The sequence below is a fragment of the Acidicapsa borealis genome (assembly GCF_059115245.1).
Window position 1 is genome coordinate 3,290,172 of record NZ_JCACNY010000001.1, and the last position, 23,486, is coordinate 3,313,657.

The 23,486-nt window shown below is 56.0% G+C and carries 13 protein-coding genes; 4 read left to right on the forward strand and 9 right to left on the reverse strand.

What is annotated here, in order from left to right; translation table 11 throughout:
• Positions 1-7: 7 nt before the first annotated feature.
• Both AC5S27_RS13520 and AC5S27_RS13525 read right to left on the reverse strand, forming a co-directional pair.
• Positions 8-3,229 carry an efflux RND transporter permease subunit gene (locus AC5S27_RS13520; protein ID WP_493935085.1) on the reverse strand — a complete coding sequence of 1,074 codons (3,222 nt, stop codon included), beginning with the start codon at positions 3,227-3,229 and terminating at the stop codon, positions 8-10.
• 2 nt (positions 3,230-3,231) lie between these two features.
• Positions 3,232-4,476, reverse strand: coding sequence for an efflux RND transporter periplasmic adaptor subunit (locus AC5S27_RS13525; protein WP_493935086.1), 1,245 nt, complete (start codon positions 4,474-4,476; stop codon positions 3,232-3,234).
• A gap of 65 nt (positions 4,477-4,541) precedes the next feature.
• Here AC5S27_RS13525 and AC5S27_RS13530 point away from each other — a divergent pair, with 65 nt between their 5' ends.
• Complete coding sequence (locus AC5S27_RS13530; RefSeq protein WP_493935087.1) at positions 4,542-5,204, forward strand: TetR family transcriptional regulator; 663 nt, start codon at positions 4,542-4,544, stop codon at positions 5,202-5,204.
• 135 nt (positions 5,205-5,339) lie between these two features.
• Here the strand turns inward: AC5S27_RS13530 and treZ are convergent, their stop codons facing one another.
• Both treZ and treY read right to left on the reverse strand, forming a co-directional pair.
• The gene (gene treZ / locus AC5S27_RS13535; RefSeq protein ID WP_493935088.1) at positions 5,340-7,088 is read right to left on the reverse strand and encodes a malto-oligosyltrehalose trehalohydrolase; all 1,749 of its coding nucleotides are present in this window, start codon (positions 7,086-7,088) and stop codon (positions 5,340-5,342) included.
• Positions 7,088-9,739 (reverse strand): malto-oligosyltrehalose synthase, encoded by a 2,652-nt coding sequence (gene treY, locus AC5S27_RS13540; RefSeq protein WP_493935089.1) that lies wholly within the window; start codon positions 9,737-9,739, stop codon positions 7,088-7,090. The genes treZ and treY overlap by 1 nt, the downstream gene beginning before the upstream one ends.
• A gap of 198 nt (positions 9,740-9,937) precedes the next feature.
• On the opposite strand from treY, the gene ku reads away from it, so the two are divergent.
• Positions 9,938-10,879: a non-homologous end joining protein Ku gene (gene ku / locus AC5S27_RS13545; protein ID WP_493935090.1), complete on the forward strand. Its 942-nt coding sequence runs from the start codon at positions 9,938-9,940 to the stop codon at positions 10,877-10,879.
• 3 nt (positions 10,880-10,882) lie between these two features.
• Positions 10,883-13,600 (forward strand): DNA ligase D, encoded by a 2,718-nt coding sequence (gene ligD / locus AC5S27_RS13550; RefSeq protein ID WP_493935091.1) that lies wholly within the window; start codon positions 10,883-10,885, stop codon positions 13,598-13,600.
• 77 nt (positions 13,601-13,677) lie between these two features.
• On the opposite strand, the gene AC5S27_RS13555 is transcribed toward ligD, so the two are convergent.
• From AC5S27_RS13555 to AC5S27_RS13575, 5 genes are all read right to left on the reverse strand, one after another.
• On the reverse strand, positions 13,678-16,143 hold the full coding sequence (locus AC5S27_RS13555; protein WP_493935092.1) for a c-type cytochrome: 2,466 nt from the start codon (positions 16,141-16,143) through the stop codon (positions 13,678-13,680).
• A 25-nt stretch (positions 16,144-16,168) separates the two neighbouring features.
• Positions 16,169-17,560 (reverse strand): multicopper oxidase family protein, encoded by a 1,392-nt coding sequence (locus AC5S27_RS13560; RefSeq protein WP_493935093.1) that lies wholly within the window; start codon positions 17,558-17,560, stop codon positions 16,169-16,171.
• 60 nt (positions 17,561-17,620) lie between these two features.
• Entirely contained in the window at positions 17,621-18,733 is a 1,113-nt protein-coding gene (locus tag AC5S27_RS13565) for an aminotransferase class I/II-fold pyridoxal phosphate-dependent enzyme (RefSeq protein WP_493935094.1), read from the reverse strand.
• Positions 18,730-20,082 (reverse strand): APC family permease, encoded by a 1,353-nt coding sequence (locus AC5S27_RS13570; protein ID WP_493935095.1) that lies wholly within the window; start codon positions 20,080-20,082, stop codon positions 18,730-18,732. The genes AC5S27_RS13565 and AC5S27_RS13570 overlap by 4 nt, the downstream gene beginning before the upstream one ends.
• 305 nt (positions 20,083-20,387) lie before the next feature.
• Positions 20,388-21,413 carry an LLM class flavin-dependent oxidoreductase gene (locus tag AC5S27_RS13575; protein ID WP_493935096.1) on the reverse strand — a complete coding sequence of 342 codons (1,026 nt, stop codon included), beginning with the start codon at positions 21,411-21,413 and terminating at the stop codon, positions 20,388-20,390.
• A gap of 154 nt (positions 21,414-21,567) precedes the next feature.
• Between AC5S27_RS13575 and AC5S27_RS13580 the strand changes: the two genes are divergently transcribed.
• Positions 21,568-23,439: an alpha-amylase family glycosyl hydrolase gene (locus tag AC5S27_RS13580; RefSeq protein WP_493935097.1), complete on the forward strand. Its 1,872-nt coding sequence runs from the start codon at positions 21,568-21,570 to the stop codon at positions 23,437-23,439.
• Positions 23,440-23,486: the final 47 nt, after the last annotated feature.

Genomic DNA, 23,486 nt, shown 5'->3' on the forward strand with positions numbered 1-23,486 from the left:
ACGTTGCTCAAGCGTGGCCTCCCTTGGTCGGCGGCTGGTTGATGCCTGCCCGCCTGCCGAGTTCGACAGGATCGATGTCGGGCTTGGAGTCCATCGTGGTGCCCTTCCCTCCCCTGCCATAGCGATGCGAAACGTATTCGACGAACGCAAAGGTTACTGGTACGAAGAGGATGCCGAGCGCTGTTGAAAGCAACATGCCGCCGACTACAACCGTACCGAGAATCTGCCGCGAGACGCCACCGGCACCCGAGGCAAACCATAGCGGCAAGCAGCCGAAGATGAAGGCCAGTGCCGTCATGATGATTGGCCTGAGACGAAGCCGTGCTGCGTGTAACGCAGCATCGGCAATGCTCTGTCCATTCTCATAGTTCGTTTTCGCAAACTCGACGATGAGGATGGCATTTTTTGCAGACAAGCCGATCAACATGATCAGACCGATCGTCGCAAAGACGTCGTTCTCGAGAGCGCGGACATTCAATGCAACGTATGCACCGAGAATGGCAACCGGTGTGCTGAGAAGTACGCTGAACGGCAGCGTCCAGCTCTCATATTGGGCTGCGAGAATCAGGAACACGAACAGCAGCGAGAGTGCGAAGACAACCCAGGAAGGCAGTCCCTTGGCAGCTTTATCCTCCTGGTAGGACATGCCCGAGTAATCGAAGCCCATATCGCCTGGCATCGTCTGATGGAACGTCGCCTCGAGCGCCTTCATGACCTGCCCGGAGCTGAAACCGGGCGCGCCAACGATGGTGATCTGGACAGCGTTGTATTCATTGAAGCGGAGAATGAACTCCGGCCCGTTGATCTTCTTGATGTTGACCAGCGATGCCAGAGGGACTTGTCCTCCGTTGGCGCTTCTTACATAGAACTGGTTGATATTCTCGATCTTGCTTCGAGTATTTGACTCTGCTTCAACGTAGGTCTGCCATTGGCGGCCGAAGCGGTTGAAGTAGTTTGCGAGGTAGCCGCCCATGAATGTCTGCATAGTTGCGTAGACATCCGAGAGTTGCACCTGCTGCTGAACAACCTTGTCCTTGTCCACCTCAGCATAAATCTGCGGCACAGCGGGCAGGTATGCGGGAACGGCGGCAGCGATCTCAGGATGGCCCTTTAAGCCGCCAAGGAACGCGCCAAGGTTTTTCGTGAGATACATCGGATCGTCGTTGCCCGAGCGGTCTTCGAGAACAAACGTTACGCCGCCGGAGGTGCCAACGCCAGGGATCGACGGCGGCGGGAAGCTGAAGGCAATGCCATCCGGATTCATCGCCAGTTGCTTGGCGATATTGAGTTGAATCGCTTTGAACTGCTCCTCCTTTGACTTGCGCACGTCCCAGTCCTTCAACGCGACGAAGAAGAATGCAGTGTTTGTGCTCTGTGTCTGCGTAAGCAGGCTGAAGCCGTTGACCTGAATGACGCCGCGAATGCCTGGCGTCTTCAAGAGAGCGTCAGACACCTTAAGAGCAGCCTCATCGGTCCGTTGCAAAGAGGAGGCGTCCGGAAGCTGCAACGCAACGAATGCGTAGCCCTGATCCTCGGTCGGGATGAAGCCCGTGGGCAGGCGTGAGCCCAGCAGCACCGCAATGATGCCGACAGCTACGAGTGCAAGCATTGAGAAACCGGCCTTATGAAGCAGCACACTGGACGTGGATACATAGTTGTCCGTGGCTCTGCCAAAGAAGCGGTTGAACCACCCGAAGAAACGTCCGAGAAGGCCCTTCTTCTTCTCCTTGTCCTTGGGCTTGAGCAGCAGCGAGGCGAGTGCCGGGCTGAGCGTCAACGCATTGAATGCAGAGATGAGTACCGAGATCGCAATGGTGATGGCAAACTGCTGATACAGTCGGCCGGTGATGCCTGGAATTGCTGCTGTCGGAATGAACACCGCGGCAAGAATGAGCGCGATGGCGACTACCGGACCGCCGACCTCTTCCATTGCCTTGATGGTTGCTTCTTTCGGATCCATCCCTTCATCGATATGGTGCTCGACCGCTTCGACAACAATGATGGCGTCATCGACGACAAGTCCGATCGCCAGCACTAATCCGAAGAGTGACAGCGTATTGATCGAGAAGCCGAGCAACGGAAAGATGATAAAGGTACCGATCAAGGAAACCGGCACGGCCAGCAGTGGGATGAGCGTTGCGCGCCACCCCTGCAGGAAGATGTATACGACCACCACAACGAGCACGAGCGCTTCGATGAGCGTAATTACGATTTCACGCAAGCCGGCGGTCACGGCCTTTGTAGTATCGAGCGGGATATCGTACTTCAGTCCGGACGGGAAGCTGTGCGAGAGTTCTTCCATCCGCGCAGTCACCTGCTTGGCTACTTGAACGGCGTTTGAACCGGGAAGCTGATAGACGCCAAAGACGCCGGCTGGAGCCTTGTTGTAGCGCCCATTGAGCGTATAAAACTGCTGGCCCAGTTCGATGCGGGCAACGTCACTCAGATGAAGCACCGAGCCGTCTGCGTTGGCACGAATGACGATCTTGCCAAATTCTTCGGGAGTGACGAGGCGGCCCTCGGTACGAACAGTGTAGGTGAACTGCTGACCTTTTGGTGCAGGATCGCCGCCAACCTGGCCGGCAGGATTCACGTTGTTCTGTGTCTGCAGGGCAGCGATGACTTCGGGCGCGGTTACGCCGAGCTTTGCCAGCTTGTCTGGCTGAACCCACACACGCAGTGCATATTGACCGCCGAATACCTGCACGCGAGCCACGCCGGGTACACGCGTAATTTCGTCCTGCAGTTTGATGATCGAATAGTTGGTAAGAAACGTCGCATCATATTGGTTGTTCGGCGATGAAAGAGCCACGATCATCAGTGGTGACGTGAGCGACTTCTGCACCGTAATGCCGCCCGCAGTTGCCTGCACAGGCAACTGCGCCTGTGCCTGCGATACGCGGAGCTGCGTCAGAATCTGGTCTGTGTCCGGATTCGTCTTAACGTCGAAGTCGACAAAGATCTGTGACTGTCCGTTATTGGCGTTAACCGAGTACATGTACAGCATGTTGTCGACGCCGGTGATCTGCTGTTCGAGCGGCGTGGAGACAGACTGGAGCAAGGTTCTTGCATCAGCGCCTGCGTAGTTAGCCTGGATCTGAATTTCCGGTGGCGCAATATCAGGAAACTGCGCAGTCGGCAGCGTAAGCATGGCTACAACGCCGATGATCGTAGTGAGAATAGCGATGACGATGGCCACAATGGGCCTGCGAATAAAGAATTTCGACATGCTTACCTCCCGGCCGCATCGTTCGCCGCGGGTGCTTGTGCGGCGTGGGGAGAGACAGGCACACCTTCACGAAGTTTCTGAAGGTTGTCGACGATCACCTGTGAGCCCGCAGGCAGTCCGCCTTCAACGACCCAGTTGGTTCCGACCTGTGCACCGAGCTTTACATTGACGACTTTCACTTTGTTGTCCGGGCCGACGATGAATGCCTGCTGCGTACCCTGCAGCTCCTGAATCGCAGCCTGCGGAACAAGGATGACATTATGCTGCACGTGGGTCTCTGCCGAGACGCGGCCAAACTGTCCGGGACGGAGAAGATTGCCGGGGTTTGGGAATGCCGCTGCGATTCGAATGGCGCCAGTCTGTGCGTTCAACTGGCGATCGACGAAGACGATATGACCCTGCTTCGGATACTTGTCGCCGTTCGACAACGTGAGCGTCAGTGGCAGGTTTGCGGAGCTGCTGAGCAGATCGCTGCTCTTAGTACCGCTGAGATTGGACAAAGACAAATACTCACTATCGCTGATGGAGAAGTACACCTTGATAGGATCCATCTGCGAGACCGAGGTGAGTACCGATTGCTGGCTTACAAGATTGCCAACCTGAGTCGTTGCCTGGCCGGCCACGCCTGAAATGAGTGAACGAACCTGAGTGAATCCAAGGTTCAGCCTGGCGGTTTCCACGGCCGCCTGGGCAGTGGCGATCTGCGCTTCAGCCGCGTGGACATTGGCCTCCTGCTGCGCGGCGGTCTGCTTGTCGTTGTCGAGCGTGCTCTGCGCGATGGCATGCTGTTCGGCCAGGGGCGTATCACGTTTTACGTTGATCTCAGCAAGCTCTAGTTGCGCCTTCGCCTGTCCCAATGCACCCTGTGCCTGGCCGACCTGCCCTTGTGCTTGATCAAGAGCGGCCTGGAACGGACGCGGATCGATCTCGAACAGTACCTGGCCCTTGCTGACCACGGAGCCTTCACGGTAGTCCTGCTTGATGAGATAACCGCTTACCTGCGGCTGAATCTGGGCGTTCACATAGCCGTCCATAGTGCCAACCCACTCATTCCGCAAGGGCACATCACTTGCCTGAACGGTGACTACGGATACTGGCATGGGGCCCATGGCTGGCGGCGCCTGTTTCTTTTCACAGCCTGTCAGAATGAAAATCATTGCAGCGGAGAGCGCCAGGCCCGCGGTCATCTGGATGTTGCGGTCGCTGACGCTCGCTTGCGCGGCGGGGCGGCTCGTATAAAAACGCATAAAACTCCTTGATTGTTGTCTCGCGGTCGCGTGCAGAAAACCATACACGGATGTATGTTTGTACTATGGATGCGACTCGGGCAGCGGTGGATTCACGAAAGCAGCATGCGAAGCGTACCCCTGCGAGAAGTCCGGCCGGGAATCCTACCCAGGAGCGTGCAATTCGGACGCGGCAGGAACTGCTGCAGGCGGCCAGACTCGTGTTTGCAAGAGATGGCTTCGAGGCAGCGCACCTGCAGGATATTGCAGAGGCCGCTGGTAAAACTCGCGGCGCACTCTACGATCACTTTGAAGACAAAGAAGATCTCTTCTTCGCGCTCATCGCGCAGGATCTTGTTCTGGACGATGCCGCATACCATCGAAAGCTGCGATCAGATTCCTCGTCCGAGGAGCGCATAGCTGTCCTGACGGAACAGTTGGAGGCTCTTGTTCACGACCGGCAGCGCGCATTGCTCTATGTCGAGTTCAAGTTGTATGCCGCACGGAGGCCGCACAAGCAGCGCAGGCTGGCCGAGTTGTGTGCCGCGATGTGCGATCAAGGCACGAGGCGCAAACTGGAGCTGGTCCCCGAACTCGCAATTGAAGATCCCACTGAGCGCCGCCGGATGATTGCATCGTTTGGAGCCTTGCTTGACGGTCTTGCTCTGAGCCACTTTTTCGACCCTGCAGGCCTAACCGACGAAGATATCCACCAAAAAATAGAGCGCGCGGTACGCGATCGTTTCTGACTGAAGCGCAAGAGATAGAATACGATCCGTCCTGACCGACGGCCATGCATGGCTTTGCGCTGGCACGGCACATCCAATATGTTCCCGATCATCTGCTCCAGCGGAAAGATCGTTCACTCGATCCCATGCAACTGTCTATATCACGTTCGGTACCATTGAAAATGCAGCGAAGCACTCCGCTGCGAGCGTGACTTCTCCCTGTTCATGGCGAACATTTGGATCGGAAGTGAGAAGCAAGCGGACGTTGTCATCGAAAGGCAGGTTGAGCTCAGTACTGCCGAAATGGAAGAACAATTGCATCTGCCCGCGCTGCAACCGGAGCCAGTTCTTCGACTCGTCGAAGTCCACTTTGACGTTCTCGAGACGGCCATCCCGCAGGTCTTCGCTGTTCTGGCGCAAGCTGATCAAAGCGCGATACCAATCCAGCATTGCAGCGTGGTCAACATCAGCTACCTCGCTCCAATGCAACTTCGACAACTCAAATGTTTCTTCAGACTCAGGGTCTGGGATTGAGTCCCACGCGCCATCAGGAGCATGTTCGCGCCGCCGCCCCTCAGAGACTGCGCGGGCCAGGTCAGGATCCTGGTGATCGGCAAAGTACAGAAAGGGTGACGATGCTGCAAACTCTTCCCCCTGAAAGATCATGGGGACAAATGGCGCAGTCATCACCATCGCCGCAGCAAGTTTCGCTTTGCGCATTCCGACGATTGCATGCAGCCTGTCCCCATAGGCGCGGTTCCCGATCTGATCGTGGTTTTGGATATAACCTAGGAAATGATGAGCGCTCAAGTCCTGCAAGGGACGTCCATGATGACGTCCGCGGTATTCGGAATAGCCACCATCGAAGACGTAGACATCTTTGAGCGATTTTGCAAGTTGGGCAAGCGAGCCAAAGTCGCTGTAGTAGCTACGGCGTTCTGCGGTGAGCAGCGCGAACAGCGCATGATGGAAGTCATCGCTCCACTGCGCATCAATGCCATATCCGTTGCTGCCCGGTTCTCGCGGTGCGACAATCCGAGGGTCATTCAGATCGCTTTCTGCGATCAGCACCAGAGAGCTGCCTAGTTGACTTGAGAGTTCCGCAACCTCGGTTGAGAGCTGCTCTAGGAAATGGATGGCTGAGCGGTCAACGAAGGCGTGCACAGCATCCAGCCGTAATCCATCGATGTGATAGTCACGCAGCCACATCAACGCGTTGTCGCAGAAGAATCGCCTCACTTCCGCACTGCCGTCCTCTTCGAAGTTCACCGCGCCACCCCACGGAGTTCCATGATTCTCCGTGATGTAAGGACCAAATTTTCCGGTGTAATTTCCATCAGGTCCAAAGTGGTTGTAGACGACATCCAGCAAGACGGCGAGCCCAGCCTCATGACAAGCATCAACCAACTGCTTGAGCCCATCCGGCCCGCCATACTCTTCCTGGGGTGCGAAGAGTGCTACTCCGTCGTACCCCCATCCCCACCTACCCGGAAACGAGTTCACCGGCATCAGTTCAACGTGAGTAATTCCAAGATCGCGCAGATAAGGTAGCTTTCCTATCGCTGCTACGAAGGTTCCTTCAGGCGTGAATGTGCCAATATGAAGCTCATAAATCACGGCCTCCGACAATGGCAGGGCCGACCAACGTTCGTCATGCCAACGGAAACGCTCGTGGTCGAGAACGCGAGAAGCCCCATGCACGCCCTGAGGTTGCCAGTTGGAGCGAGGATCAGGGTATGGCTGTACGTCCTCGTCCAACAAAAAAGCATAATTTGATCCATGATGAGCCTGATCGACTTCAACGGACCAATAACCATGCGGATCGCTCGACATCGGGATCAGTTCCTCGTCAACCTGCACAGCCACGAATTCAGCTTTTGGCGCCCAAACCGAGAATCGATGCATTAGTCTTCCTCTTTTGTGAGTAGCGCTACCGGGAATGCGGAGAGAAGTTCAGCGATTCGAACAGCGCCGCCACCGATCAACTCGTTCGTGAGGGCATTCGCCCAAGTTCCCTCGGGAAGAACGACCGTTGTGTCCTTCCACTCTTTGTTGAGGCTCATCGCTAACCGGGGAACAACTGTTGCAACAGAGTCTCCACGGCTAAATGCGACGACGCTCTCGCATCGCTTGCCCGATACACTCAGTTGCGTGTAGGTGCCCGAAGCATCAAAGCATTCTGGAAATCTGCGCCGGGTCGCCAGTGCCCGATGGATCGTCCACAGCTTAGGCATTCCGTCATCCATTCGCTGCATGACCTGAGAAGCGCTAAGAGTCGATAGATCATCCAGAAGTTGGCGACGTTTCGGGAAGTCTACCGGACTGCGATTGTCCGGATCTACGAGCCGATGATCCCACAACTCGCTGCCCTGGTAGAGATCAGGCACTCCTGGCACCGTGTACTTCAGGAGCGTCTGTGTCAGTGAGTTGACGCGACCGGCATAATCGATTCTCTTGACGAAACGCGATAGCTCTTCACAGAAACTCCTGCTAGCCAGAGTCGCCTGGATGAAGTTCCGCAGACTATCTTCGAACTGCTTGTTGTTCTGGGTCCAGGATGTCTGTTGTTTGGCTTCGCGGGTTGCCTTTTCCATGTAAGCGGCTGCGCGATCCACGTCTATCGGCCACGCGCCAATCAGTGTCTGGTAGTACAGATACTCCGTATTCGGATCGGGTTGACCGTTGGTTCGATGAACCGCATTCATCTGAGACCATCGTCGAACCGCAGACCTAAAATCGAGAGGAATTTCTGTGAGAACAGCCAGCCTTGCGCGTACGTCCTCGCCTCTTTTCGTATCATGGGTGGTCAGCGTGATCATACGGTACGGATGAGATTTCTGGGCCATCGAATTCGCTCGATGAAAGTCATCCATCGATACAATTGGATCGGCGAGATTTGATCCGACGTCATTCAAACCGATCAGACGGTTGTAGCAATATAATGCGCTGTCCTCAAGCCCCTTAGCCATTACCGGACTCGTGAACTGTTGGAAGCGTTGAAGGAACTCAGACTCAAATTGGCCCTTACGTCTTAATAACAAAACGTCCGCGATGAAATCGAACAGACTTCTGTCAATATCGGGTCGATACCCTGCAGCAACGTCGATCGCACTCTGGATAACCGCAGCATCCAATTCCGAAATCTCATCACGACTCGGAGAAACGTAGGTTCGGTAGATTTGGAAGCAACTTGCTATCTCACGAATAGCGTGGCGAATCTCGGCACGGGTATGGTCCCGGTGATTGCGATCCAACTCACAAATCCGCAGGAAGATAGAAGTCAAACGGTTGACGTCGCTTCCTAATCCTTCAACAGTGACGGCCACTTTCTTGTCATGAACAAGAGCAGAGAAGTCGATGTTCTGCCCGAAATCTTCCCTGTACTTTTCATCGAGGCTCGTCAGACCTTCCGGAGATATGAGGAGACCGTTGACGAGATTCAGAAATTCGTAACCTGTGGTGCCCTGTACCGGCCACGACGATGGCAATTCCTCATTTCTTGCCAGAATTTTCTCCACGACGATCCACGCACCCGGGGCAGCGTCCCGCAGCCACTGTAGGTATTGCTGCGGGTCCAAGAGTCCATCCACATGGTCGATCCGGACTCCATCCAACACTCCACAATCAAGCCATTGAAGGATGAGTCTATGCGTGTCAAGGAATACATTCTCATCTTCGACACGCATACCGATCAGTGAATTGACATCGAAGAAGCGCCGGTATCCAAGGTCCTGATCTGCCGCTTTCCAGTACGCCAAGCGATAGTGCTGTAGTTGCAAGAAAGCATCGAGCGCGTCAATGTCAGCGTTGATTGCAGCGATCGCGTCATCAATCGCCTTGAATGTTTCCTCGTTGTCGGCAAGATATGCATGTAAGGTATCGAGAAGTACTCTGCAATCACGCTGTGCCTTGGATGCCGTGGAAGGATCCTCATCAGGCGGAGTCGCCAAGAGGCCGAAAGAGTCCGCGAGGAAGGCGAGCTTCTCCGATCGCAGAGCCTGTGCCGCAGGTGCAAGGAACACAGACATGGATGAGGATGCAACCGGCATGAGCATGCCGTTCAGTTCGATTTCAAATCGCTCTTCATGGCGGACCAAGCGAATCGTTCCACCAGCAAGAACTACGCCATACTGGTCTTCGAGGATCGGAAGCAGAATCTTGTTGCGGAGACGTCCTTCAGTCGAATGCCAATCGATGTCGAAGTAGTTGGCATAGCGGCTCTTTTTGCCGTTCTCGAGCACATCCATCCAGTAGGGGTTATTTTGCGAGAGCGACATATGATTCGGTACGATGTCAAGAATCTGTCCAAGGCCACATTCGCGCAATTGCCGGCATAATTTTGCGTGCGCTTGTGTTCCGCCCAACTCACGATTGACGATTGCGAAGTCAGCTAGATCGTATCCGTGCGTGCTGCCCGGTGCACTCTGCAAATAGGGTGAGGCGTAGAGATGCGTGACCCCCAGCTTTGCCAGGTAGTCCGCGATGCCCGCTGCGTCTTCAAAGTTGAAACCACCATGCAGTTGAACTCGGTAGGTGGAAGATGGCCACTTCCGCATGAAAGTCTCCATATTTGCAATCTCACTCTATTAGGAGACTCAGATCGGCGGTTAGGTTGTTCGGCGGGCTAAAGGGAGTCGATCAGTCTGCCGGTCAGCACAAAACTTCGACGTTTCTGAATTTCATTGATTGAGTGCAAACTATTGATACATCTCAGCAACAGTGGGATGCGTCCAAGCAATTACGGAGTCTCATGCATGATGCGCCCCTTCTGGTCAGGCCAATTCCAACTATCGCTCGTGTCCTTCGGCATTCAGTTATTTCCGGCAACGGAAGCCAAGGGCGAGATTCACTTCCACCAACTCAGTCGCAAGACAGGGGAGCGCATCAAGCACCTGAATGTGACGGCGGACGATCAGCCGGTCGATAAGGATGACATCGTCAAGGGCTATGAATACAGCAAGGGCGAGTATGTCACGGTCGAATCCGAAGATATCGAGCAACTTCGAATTCCCTCGCGACAGACGTTTACCGTCGAGCAGTTTGTCGATATGGCTGAACTCGATCTCAAGTATTTTGAAAAGCCATACTTTGTAACGCCTGACAGTGCATCTCAGACAGAGGCCTTCGCGGTCGTACGTAAGGCCATGCAGTCGACAGGCAAAATTGCCGTTGGAAAGATCGCCTTCGGTGGCCGCGAGCATTTGGTCGCCATCTCCGCTCCGGCGACAGACGACGAGGCTGGCATGATGGCCTACACGCTTCGATATGCCGAGGAGCTGCGCGACGCCGCGGAGTATTTTGGCAGTATTCGAAAGACCGCAGTGGACAAAGACCAACTGGCCCTTGCCAAAGAACTTATCGGGCGTAAAGCCAAGTCCTTCGATGCTTCCAGATATTCCGATGAATACGAAACTGCCTTGAGAGCCATGGTCGAAGCGAAGATCAAACACACCCCTGCTCCGAAGGAAAGATCCACTGCGCCGAAATCCACAAAGGTGGTTAGCCTGATGGACGCCCTGCGGAAGTCAGTTCAGGCAGACTCAAAGCCCTCCGGAATAAAAGATCCGAGTGTTAAGGCCGGTGGCAGCAAATCGCCTGGAAAGAAGCTTGATTTTCCCCCTCCACCAAAGCCCGGTTCGAGTCGAGCTTCGAAGGCCAAGTCCACAAAGACAAGTTCAAAACGCAGATTGGCATAGACCATGGTTACGAAGCGGATCTCTCAGCACCAGTCATCGAACCTTGTGGACAGGCAGCTCGAGAAGTATCGGTCCATGCGAGACTTCTCAGTGACGGCAGAACCGGCCGGCACAGTCAAGAGCAAGCCCGGAGCAAAAGCTAGGGCCAGTTCCCTGCCCTTCGTGATCCAGAAGCACGCGGCCTCTCACCTGCACTATGATTTCCGGCTTGCATGGAATGGCGTTCTGAAAAGTTGGGCAGTTGCGAAAGGACCAAGCTACGTCACCTCGGACAAGCGCCTTGCAGTACAGGTGGAAGATCATCCCATTGAATATGGCGGCTTCGAGGGCATCATTCCGCAAGGACAGTACGGAGGCGGCACCGTCTTGCTGTGGGATACGGGCACCTGGGAGCCACAGGAGGGACACACCGACGTCGATGCCGGCCTGCGAGATGGGTCTCTCAAGTTCATCCTGCATGGGACCAAAATGAAAGGAAAGTGGACGCTGGTGCGGATGGGTGGTAAGGCCGCCAACGAGAAGAAGCCGAATTGGCTGCTCATCAAGGAACATGATTCCTATGAGCAATCCGCAGATGAGGATGCGGTCACAGAGAAAGCTCCCGAGAGTGTCCTGACGGGCAGAAGCATGGAAGAGATTGCTGCTCAGAAGGATCATGTCTGGAACTCCAAAGGAGGGGCGAAGTACGGCTTATCGGCAGAGCGAGCGAAAAGTACGAAGCCCCCGCGTGATGCGAAGAAGACGCCTGCCAAATCTCTCTCATTCGACTTAACTGCTTTCCCAAAGGAACGATTGCCTGGGTTCATTGCCCCGCAACTTGCAGTCCAGGCCAACTCTCCGCCGGACCAGCCGGGGTGGCTTCATGAGATCAAGCTGGACGGATATAGGATTCAAGCGCACAAGAATGGCGACACGGTGAGTCTTCTCACACGGACTGGCCTTGACTGGAAACATCGCATGAAGGACATCGCAGCAGAGATCGCCACGCTGCCAGCAGAAAAAGCAATCCTCGACGGCGAGGTTGTCGTGCTTCTCCCAGACGGAACAACAAGCTTCGCCAATCTGCAGGCTTCTTTTCGCGAGGGAGAGCAGCATGTACTGACCTATTTCGCCTTTGATCTGCTCCACCTCGAGGGTCACAATCTTCGTGGAGCGGAGTTCATCAAGCGGAAAGAGATCCTATCCAAATTGATTGTACCCATCGGCGGTGAGAAGAGCATCGTGCGATTCAGCGAAGACGTGGATATGGACGGCTCGATCGTATTCGCAAAGGCCTGCGGCTTGCACGCTGAAGGGATTATTTCAAAGCGCGCATCTGGTAAGTACGTGTCTGGAAGAAGCAGCAGCTGGATCAAGACGAAGTGCTCACACGAGCAGGAATTTGTCATCGGAGGATTCACACTACCCTCCAATGGGATCCACGGAGTGGGAGCACTATTGCTCGGTTATTACGATGACCATGGAAGACTGATCTATGCGGGTCGCACGGGCACGGGCTTCACTCAGAAGACACATCGCTCTCTCCGCGACCGGCTTGAGAAATTGCGGGTGACCAAATCCGCGTTTACCGATATCTCGCCAGCGCTCCGCCGCGGAGTGATCTGGGTGCGGCCTGAGTTGGTGGCTGAGGTGGGCTTCGCGACATGGACATCAGATAAGCTTGTACGACAAGCAGCCTTCAAGGCTCTCAGAGAGGACAAGTCCCCCATGGAAGTACGTCGAGAAGATGCAATCGACTCGCCTCTGACTGCCACTCATAAGACACACTCGAAAACTGCGGCCAAAGTGGGTTCCAGCGCTGGCGAAACGCACGATTTTTCTGGGAGTCCGGGACCAGCTCACGCCGCAGTCCGTCTCACCCATCCCGACAAGATCCTTGATTCGGAGTCAGGCCTTACCAAGCAGCAACTCGCCGACTACTATTGGGCGATCGCCGACTATATTCTTCCGCAGATTACGAATCGGCCGTTGTCGCTTGTACGCTGCCCGGATGGCGCAACCAAGCCATGCTTCTTTCAAAAGCACACTAATTCGACCTTGCCGCCGGGCATCGAAACGATTCAGGTTCCGGACAAGAAGACCGGCAAGCAAGAGCCGTACATTACTTTGTCGACGAGAGAACCCCTCGCCACCTTGGCGCAGATGGGAGTGCTTGAACTGCATCCTTGGGGTTCGCAGAACAATGATCTTGAGCACCCTGACCGGATCGTGATTGACCTCGACCCCGACGAAACAATTTCGTGGCAGACACTGGCCGGCGCCGCGAAGCAGACGCGGGCGCTCCTGAAGAAGCTTGGCCTCGATAGCTTCTTGAAGAGTACGGGAGGCAAAGGCCTGCATATCGTTGTTCCAATCGCTCCGGAACATGACTGGGCCACGATCAAGCAATACGCACATTCCGTTGCACTGGCGTTGGAACGCCAGTCACCCGAGCTCTATTTGACTAAGATGAACAAAGCCGCTCGCAAAGGGCGAATATATATCGACTATCTCAGGAACGAACGTGGAGCCACCGCCGTGGCCGCATTTTCACCCCGTGCCCGGGCCGGCGCGAGTGTCTCAATGCCGTTGGACTGGTCCGAATTAGATGCAAAGGAGCGGCCAGTCTTTCGTGTGGCCGACTTCGACACTTGGAAGCAGCGGCTCAAGCGTGACCCCTGGCGCAGGTTGCCTGCGATGAATCAATCTATCGATATTGAGAAAGCCGGCAAGTTCCTCTAGCAGCGGCAGTGAAGGCGAGTTTTTGCGGAGCTGACCTCGGAACCGAATAGTCAGCGAACTCAAGCCTTTCTGATGCCCTAAGGCAGTGCAAACGCCACGTACGCGGCACCTTGCGGCCCTTTTGGATTGCGCTGTCCACTTGCAGCAATCACGATGAACTGCTTGCCATCCACCATGTAAGTCGCAGGCGTGGCATTCCCGGCATAGGGAAGGTCTCCCACCCAGAGAAGCTTCCCCGTCTTGCTGTCGAAGGCGCGAATCTTGTTGTCGAAGATCGTTGCTCCAATGACGACAATGCCCCCTGCGGTCACTACCGGTCCGCCGTAGTTTTCGCTGCCCGTGTTTGCCAATCCCTTGGCAGCGAGTTCGGGATACTCACCAAGAGGAATCTTCCATAGATACTTTCCACTATTCAGATCAATGGCATTGAGTGTGCCCCATGGCGGCACGACCGCAGGATAGCCATCCTGATCCTGGAATTTCTTGTACCCCGTGAACTGGTACTTAGGCTGTTCCGCAGGATCAGCCTTTGTCGATTCAGCCTCAGTCTTGTCGGAGGTCATCGTAGCTCGAGTGGGCAATAAAGGCGCCGAACTCTTATTAAGGAAACGAAGTAGTGCAGCCGTATCGGACTGACTGAGTTTGGCGTTCGCAGGCATGCGGCCCTTGCCATTGTGAATGATCGTGAGAATCTGATCGTCCGTGAGGCGGTCCCTTACTCCCAGGATCCCAGGGTAATTCGACGGAGCCCCCTGCATATCTTCCCCATGGCAAAGGGCACAGTTGTGGTCGTAAACCTTTGCGCCGCCAATCTCTGTTCGATCTCCGTACTTCACCACAGTCGCTCGCACAGCGCCCGGCGCCTCCACTCCCGTTTTCAAATAATCGAGAAGCGCATTGAGCCCGGAAGCTTCCACATTTGGAAAGGATGGCATACGGCCTTTCCCCGCATGAATCACCTCGATGATTTGCGCATCTGTCATGTGTTTCTGCACATCGATGAGCGAGGGAAACGCAGGCGGTGAGCCGGTGCGGTCTGAGCCGTGGCAAAGGGCACACTGGCTTTGATACACGATCGACCCCGCACCCCCACCAGTCCTTGTCTCCATCAAACTGCCGGTCCACGGAACATCGTTTGCATTCACGTAGATGACGCCAGTCTTTGCATCGAATGCAGAGCCGCCCCATTCCGCGCCCCCGTCGAAGCCTGGGAAGATGATCGTCTGTTTGCCAACGCTGAATGGAATAAAGAGGCCTTCACTGCGGATCGATTTGAATTGCGCCACAGCATTCGCGTGTGCCTCCGGCGTCCTGTTCGTCAACATATCCGCGGTGAGAAGTTGCCGCGCAAATGGCGCGGGAAGTGACGGAATCGGCTGCGTTGGTGCGGTGTACTCGCCCGGCACTGTTGAGGCTGGAAATGGCTTTTCACTGATCGGGAATAGTGGCGCACCGGTCACGCGGTCAAATAGAAAGAGGAATCCCTGCTTTGTCGTCTGCGCAACTGCATCCACCATCTTCCCGTTGGATCGAATCGTGACCAGAGTTGGAGGAGAAGGAAAGTCGCGATCCCAGATATCGTGATGTACACCCTGAAAGTGCCAAAGGCGCTTTCCCGTGTTGGCATCAAGAGCGAGCAACGTATTGGCATAGAGATCATCGCCCGCCCTGTCCGCACCATAGAAATCATTTACTGCGGAGCCGGTCGGCGCGTAGACAATCCCACGCTTTTCATCCAGCGCCATCCCTGTCCAATTATTGGCCGCGCCCGTCACCTTCCACGCGTCCTTGGACCAACTCTCATAGCCTTCCTGGCCCGGATGCGGGATCGTATGAAAAATCCACCGCAGCTTGCCGGTATGGACGTCGTAGGCACGAATGTCGCCATGCAGTGCGGGCTGTGTCTCAGGTGCACGAAAGCCCACAATGATCATGTCTTTATAGATAATTCCTGGCGTTGTGAGCGCAACAAAACCCTTGCTGTAATCGCCGTCGGTAAGATCCTTCCGCAGGTCAATATGACCGCCATCGCCGAACTCGGCAATGGGCCTTCCCGTTGCGGGGTCGAGCGCATACAGATTCGTAAGCGCACCGGCAAACAGAATGTTACGTTTCCCGTCGGTCCAGTAGGACATTCCACGCGCAGGCTGCCGTCCGGGCTCCCCCGGATCGAACTGCCATATCTTCTTTCCTGTGCCTGCATCGAGCGCGATGATCTTCTGCGTTGGCGAGTAAGCAAACAACAGTCGTCCGATGACGAGTGGATTGGTCTGGAGCCCGCCTGTTTCGTGCAGATCGAATATCCACGCCTGCTTCAGCAGCTTCACATTGTCTCGATTGATTTGCCGCAAGGGAGAATAACGGTCGCTTGCGTTGCTCCCGCCATAGACTGGCCAGTCCTTACGCGCTGGCACCGCAGGCTGATCCTTCCGCTGAGCGGCGAGCACATGTCCAACCTCGAAGGAAACGGCGATGCCGGCAAGAGTCCCTGCTACCAGCGTCAACGCACTATATCGAGCCAACGTCGCCTTCACTCTATGCATCGCCTGAAACTCCCCTGATTGAAACCTAATTGACGTACTTGATGATCTGCATAAACCCATAATCCATATGCAATTGCTGATGACAATGCACAAGAGAATCCCCAGGATTGTCCGCCACAAAGTCCACGGCTACCGTATCGAGAGGCATCACATTAATGCAATCCTTGATCAACCCGCTAAGATGCCGATCGCCGATCTGCGTCACCTCAAAGCTATGACGATGAAGATGCATTGGATGCTGATCACCGCTGGCATTGCGAAACAGCATACGATAGCGCTTTCCGCGCTTCACCATCATCGGCTTCACATTGGGCCACGCATCCCCATTGATGGTCCATGTGTCAAACTGCGCGCCATTGAGTGCGCCCGCATCTCGAATCGTCATCGTGAAAGTTTCTTCCGGATCCGGAACGGCGACGGAAGCCGCAAAGAGGCTGTAGTCCCACTCAACGGGCTCCGGATCTTTCCACAGGGGCTCGCCCTTGTGTCCGGCATACTCGACGACAACCCCGAGCCCGATGTCCCGCGCCTCCTTCAGCGTTGAACCAAGAATCCATACACCCGGAGAATTCATTTCAACAATGGCATCAATGCGCTCCGCAACAGCGAGAGAAAGCACCGGCACCGTCCGTGGGTTCGGCACCGGATTTCCATCCATAGCCACCACGCGAAAGCTATGTCCCGGCAACGCAAGAACCACATTCTCTGTGGCGCTCGCGTTCAGCAGACGGAATAGAACTCGTTGTCCCTTCTTGACGCGAATCGGCTCCCCGGCTCCAAGCATGTGCGCGTTGATCGTAGCGTACTTGTAACCGACATCCGAACCGGTAGTCTGCGGCGCATTCTGTGAGTGCTCCCGCATCGTCTCCACCATGGGCACGAAATGGGGACCCCAGTGATGGATGGCCAGGTTTACCTCATGATCGTAGTGGCCTGGATCGGGACCACCATCCACAAGCAGGAAGCCAAATTGGCCAGTATAGGAAGCAACAGATAGATCACCCATGGCCATCGCATGCGTGTGATACCACCGAGTGCCGGAAGGCCGTGGTGTCAGATGGTATCGCAGCGTTTCACCGGGCTTGATCAGCGGAGAACCCTCCTCCACCGCACCATCGTTGAGTGAATCCGTGGTCAAGCCGTGCCAATGCACGATATCCGCAGAACCGGTTGCATTGGTCACGTCGATACTGACCGGCTTGCCCTTCTTCAAACGTAACAATGGCCCCGGAACCTGCCCATTGTAAGCAACGGTATCGACCTTTACTCCAGGTCCAATCTCAAGGCTGCATGGCTCGATTCGCAAGCGAATGTCCGGGCCCGCAGCAGTTGATTTCGCGAATGCGGCCAGCGGAGGCAAAGAGGCACCCGCAGCCATCAGCGAAACATTCTTGAGAAACCTTCGGCGATCCGTCATACGATGCCACCTTTGCCCGCTCGTTCAAACGACATCCATCGTACCCAAAAGCACATCGAATCAGCCAATCCTATTGGCATAGTCGTCGAGGGCCGTGCCAAGGCGGCTAAGCGCTTCGGCAGTCATCTCCGGGTCGCCGCCCAGGCCGATACGGAAGTGACTCGGCATCTCGAAGAACTCTCCGGGCACGACGGACGTTTGATATTCATTCCGCAATAGCTTGAAGAAATCATCCACCGATCCATGCCGTAGTCGCGGGAACACTACCGTTCCCCCGGGCGGCAGAAATACATCGAGATCATCACGGTCGGCGAGAAAAGTATCCAGTGCTGCACGATTCGTCTGGAGCAGCTTCCTCGCGCGATCGCCAATCTGCTCCAAATGATCGAGCGCTACAACGCTGATCAACTCACTTGGATAAACAGGGGTTGCATTAAACAGGTCGTTCAGCCGCCAGATACGTTTGGCAAGCGCCGGTTCGGCGAGAATCCATCCACTGCGAATACCGCTCAGGCCGAAGGCTTTGGTGAGACTGTTCGTAACCACAAACTGGTTGCCAAGATGCACTGCTGAACTCGTCGGCAGAGCAAAGTTCATCTCGGGAAGCATCGCGAGATAGACCTCATCGACGAGCACTCGGGCTCCCACCTGAACCGCCAGTTCACCCAGAGCCAGCAGCGTCTCGCGATCTGTCAGAGCACCGCTTGGATTGTGCATGTTGGTCAGGATGATGAGTCGTGTCTTCGGAGTGACCTTGCTCCGAACTTCCTCAACATCGATCTGGTAGCCGTTCTGCGGGGAGCGATCAAACCGCTCGATCTTTGCCCCAAGATACGAGGCAACCTCCAGCAAAAGGCCGTACGTAGGAAATTCCGCAAGCACCTCGTCGCCGGGCGAAAGAATCGCAGCCATGGCAAGATGATTTGCCATCGACGTTCCATTCGTGGTCACGACATGATCCGGAGCGACGCCGCACTTTTCTGCGAATCTCTCCAGCAATGGAACGTAGCCATAGCTGTTGGGCCCGTTGATTTCGAGGTCCTGAATGGTAATGGGCAGCGCGGACAGAGGATAGCTGGCAATGCCACTGGTGGCCAGATTGTAGGGAGCTGCGGATTGAAGTTTGGCCCATTCCAGATAGACGGATGCCATTGCGCGTGTTGCGAGAGTCATGCTGCCGTTCTCCGTTGTAAGTCTTTTTGCTTCCATGACCAGAACCAGTACACAGGCAAGCCAACGAGCAAAATGCCCACTCCCACCAGACTCTGGCTTGGATACTTATAAAGCGTATTTCCCACCACCAGCCAGCACGCGAGGATGAAGACGATTGTTGTGGTGGGATGGCCCGGCACGCGAAAACCTGCCGGCAGCGGAGGCTGCGACCGTTCACGGCGGCGAAAGATAAACAGGCAGCTTGCGCTCAGACCAATAAAGAAGAAATCCATGGGGATCACGAAGTTGAGGATCTCATCGTACTTGCCAGTGAAGGCCACGATCACCGCCCACGCACTCTGCAGCACGATTGCAACAATGGGCACTCGAGTCTTCTGCGTCACATAGGCAACGCTCTTGAAAAAGAGCCCGTCCTCGGCCATGGCAAAGTAGACGCGCGGCGCAGTGAGGATCGCCTGGCTCAGAAAGCCAACAGTCGAAACTGCAATTCCCAGCGCAATGAGCTTGGCGCCCCGTTCCCCTGCAACGATTCGCATCACTGCGCTTGCCGGAACACTGGTCTGTGCCAGCGCCGTCACACCGAGTACCCGAATACAGACCAGATTCACAAGAAGGTAAAGCGCAACCACCGCCGACACTCCGATGATCAGTGCGCGTGCCAGATTCCTCCTGGGATTCTTGATCTCGCTGGCGATGAAGTTGGTGGTCTGCCACCCGCCATAGGCAAACAGCACAGGCACCATCGCCATCCCAACAACCGTCAGCAGATTCATCGATAACGGAGCATCCAGGACAGGGTGTAGAACCGGTTGCGGGTTGTGCACAAAAAACAGTCCACCACTTACCAGGCCGGCAATCGCGGCAATCTTCAGCATCATCAGGATGCTCTGCACACGCGTTCCCGGCTTCACCCCAAGGCAGTTGATCGCCGTCAGAATTCCGAGCGTAAATACGACCACCCAACGCTCCGAGAACGGCAATCCCGTCAGCTCCAGAAAATAGCGCGCAAACGTAACAGTGACCGCAGCCATACCGCCGGTCTGCACCACAAGCAACAGTACCCATCCATACAGGAAGCCAACCACCGGATGGTAAGCCTGGCGCAAATAGACATACTGGCCGCCAACCTCAGGCATCCGGTCGCCAAGTTCCGCATAAATGAAAGCGCCGATCAGCGCAATCAGGCCACCTGCAACCCACACAAACAACATCAGCACCGGCGAATGAACGCGCGCCGCAACCACCGATGGATTCATGAAGATGCCCGAACCAACGACACCGCCCATCACGATCATGGTGGCATCAAATAATCCGATCTGTCGTACCAGCTTAGGCTGCGCCTGACTCATCCGCCTCCGCCATGTGTCAGCAAATTTCTTGTGCAATGCATGGCAGGGTTAGGCTAACATTCCGGGCTGAAGAGCCTCTTCTCAGGATCTTTCTCTTGTTCAGGCTTGTCCAGATTTGTTCAGGGGGAGCGGGTCAATCAGCAGCGGCTTGGCTGCCGCTGGAGCAACATTGCTCCTGCTGCTCGCGACCCAGCACTTTCCCCGCTTACGATCGGTGCAAGCGTGGAAAGGAGGAACTGTCGCTGAAGCACATCGCAACCACAGGCGCAATGTTCACTCCACAATCAAAAGCAAGAGTGCAAAGCTCATGCAGACACAGCGCGAGGTGCCTCGACTAGACTCGCGATCACATCCGCCGTACGTCGATAGGAATCCAGCCGGTCGGCATGCTCGTATGTATCCGTCACCACGATCAGCTCGCTCGCCCCGGTCTCCCGCACAAGCCGCTCAATACCCGCTTGCACGGTCCTCTCAGAGCCGACAATCGCAGCGCCTAGCTTGCTATCCACAGCGTCCCGCTCCTGCTCGTTCCACAGGCCATCCATGCTATCGACCGGCGGCAACAGCTCCACCGGCTGATTGCGTATCAAGCGCAGAAATCGCTGTTGCGGCGTCGTAAACAAGCGCTGCGCCGCACGATCCGTCTCCGCAGCAATCACCTGTACCGCAACCATCAGGTAAGGCTTCTGCAGTACTTTGCCCGCCTGGAAGCTATCACGATAAATCCGCGCTGCCGCGTAGAGGTATTCAGGTGAAAAATGCGCCGCAAAGGCGAACGGCAATCCCAGCATTCCCGCCAGCCGTGCGCTGAAACCGCTCGACCCCAACAGCGTCACCGGCACATTGCTTCCCTGCCCCGGAAACGCATGCACCCGCTGCCCCGGCTTGCCCGGCCCAAGGTACGACCGCAACTCTTCCAGCAGCGCCGGGAAATCATCGCCGGTCTGCGCAAGATCGCGGCGAAGCGCCTGCATCGTCGCAAAGTCGCCCCCCGGAGCCCGCCCTAAACCAAGATCGATACGCCCCGGATACAGCGCCTCCAGAGTTCCAAACTGTTCCGCAACCACCAGCGGTGCATGGTTCGGCAGCATCACCCCGCCACTGCCCACACGAATCGAGGTCGTCGCCCCAGCCAAATGGCCAATCAGCACCGAGGTTGCCGAACAAGCCAGCCCTGCAATCGAATGATGTTCCGCCAGCCAGTAACGGGTGTATCCCCACCGTTCCACATGCCGCGCAAGGTCCACACTCCGCGCAATCGCTGCACTCGGAGTCTCCTCCGCGCGCATCCCCACCAGATCCAACACCGAAAACGCCAGCCGCTCTCTCATACAACATTGGATGCTCCCAGCCTGCAACGGATGCGGAGAGAAAACCCGCTGAAGAAATTTCATAGTCCGCAGACACAGAGCGCGTACCATGACCACAAGCAATCCACCAGCGTAGCCAGCGGTCCTGACCAACTCTCAGTCAAGGAGCCATCCAATGAGCACCGCATCTGCCACCCTTGCCACCCCACCCGTCCCATCATCCCGGCTGGGCATGGGAGCGTTGCCCTACGACGGCGGCGTGATGTTCCGCGTTTGGGCCAAGTTCGCAGCCTCGGTTTCTGTCGTTGGCAGTTTCAATAATTGGGTCACCACCGCCAATCCTCTGGCTCAGGAAGGAGAAAGCGGCTACTGGTCTGTCGACGTACCCGGTGCCAAAGTCGGTGACACCTACAGGTTCTACATCGCCAACAGTGCAACCCCGTATCGGATGGACCCCTACGCCAGGTCGATCCAGCAGGACAGCAACGGCAACATGAACAGCCTCGTCGCGTCATCCGACGGAGTCTATGACAGCAGCGGCTACAACACACCCAATTGGAATGAAGCCGTCCTCTACGAACTTCACATTCCCACCTTCACCACACAGCCGGACGGTAAGCCAGGCACCTTCGACAGCGCAACCGTCAAGCTGCCCGACCTCGCCGACCTCGGCGTCAACGCCATCGAAATCATGCCCCTCGGCCAATTCAACGGCATCCAGTCGACCGGCTACAATCCGGGCTACATATTTGCGGTGGAAGACACCTTTGGGGGCCCCGACCAGTTCCGCGACTTCGTCAACAAGGCCCATGCATACGGCATCGCCGTCATCCTGGACGTGGTCTACAACCACCTCGGCGAAACGGACCTCTGGCAATTTGACGGCTGGAGTCCCGGCAACGTCGACTGCCCCTACGACTCCTATTCCACCAATGGCGGCATTTACTTTTACACCGACTACCGCGCCCACACCGACTTCGGCCACTCCCGATTCGACATGGGCCGAAGCGAAGTCTGCCAGTACATCGTCGACAACGCCCTCCGCTGGCTCCAGGACCGTTACGTCGACGGTCTCCGTTTCGATTCCGTTGTCAACATCCGCGCGGTGCAGGACCAAGGTCAGATCAAGGCTGAACTTCCCGACGGCAAAGCCCTCCTGCGCCGCATCAATAGCCAGATTCAAGCGAATCAGGGTTGGAAGCTAACCATCGCCGAAGACCTCCAGAACGAATCCTCAATTACAGCTCCACTCAACGATCCCAGCGGCTACGGCTTCGGCACGCAGTGGAGTGACAGCTTCTACTGGATCCTGCGCAACTCCGTCACTGCCTCAGACGATGCCGGGCGCAACCTCCCGGCACTCGCCGGCGCACTCTCCTCGCTGAATGGCTGGAACGCATTCAAATCCGTCCTTTACAGCGAAAATCATGACAAGGACGACCCCAACCAATCTGGTGGCCGCATGACCGTGCTGATCGACGGCGCCAATCCAGAAAGCCTCTACGCAAAAAAACGTTCTACCCTCGCGGCAGCCGTCGTCCTCACCGCTCCGGGGATACCCATGCTTTTCCAAGGGCAGGAGTTCCTCGAATCTCAGCCCTTCCCCAACAGCGGCTCCTACCCCAACCCCATCGACTGGAACCTGCGCAATCAGTACTCCGGTATCCGGAACCTGTATCGCGACCTCATCCACCTGCGCCGTAACTGGTTCAACAACACCCTCGGCCTGCAAGGCGCGAACATCAACGTCCTCCCAATCTGCGACAACATCCTCGTGTATCACCGCTGGAGTCAGGGCGGTCCCGGCGACGACGTCATCGTTGTCTGCAACTTCTCCAACCAGCCATACTCCAGCTACAGTATCGGCTTCCCGCGCACCGGCCTCTGGCGCGTTCGCTTCAACAGCAACTCCGGCTCCTACGATGGCTACTTCGAAAACTGGAACAGCTTCGACACCGACGCAGGCAGCGCGCCAATCAACGGCATGCCGGCCAGCGGGTACATCGGCATCGGAGCTTACACCTGCATCGTGCTTTCACAGGACTAGATTGGACTGACCTCGGCAATTTCTTGACCGTGCGTATCCGGCTATAC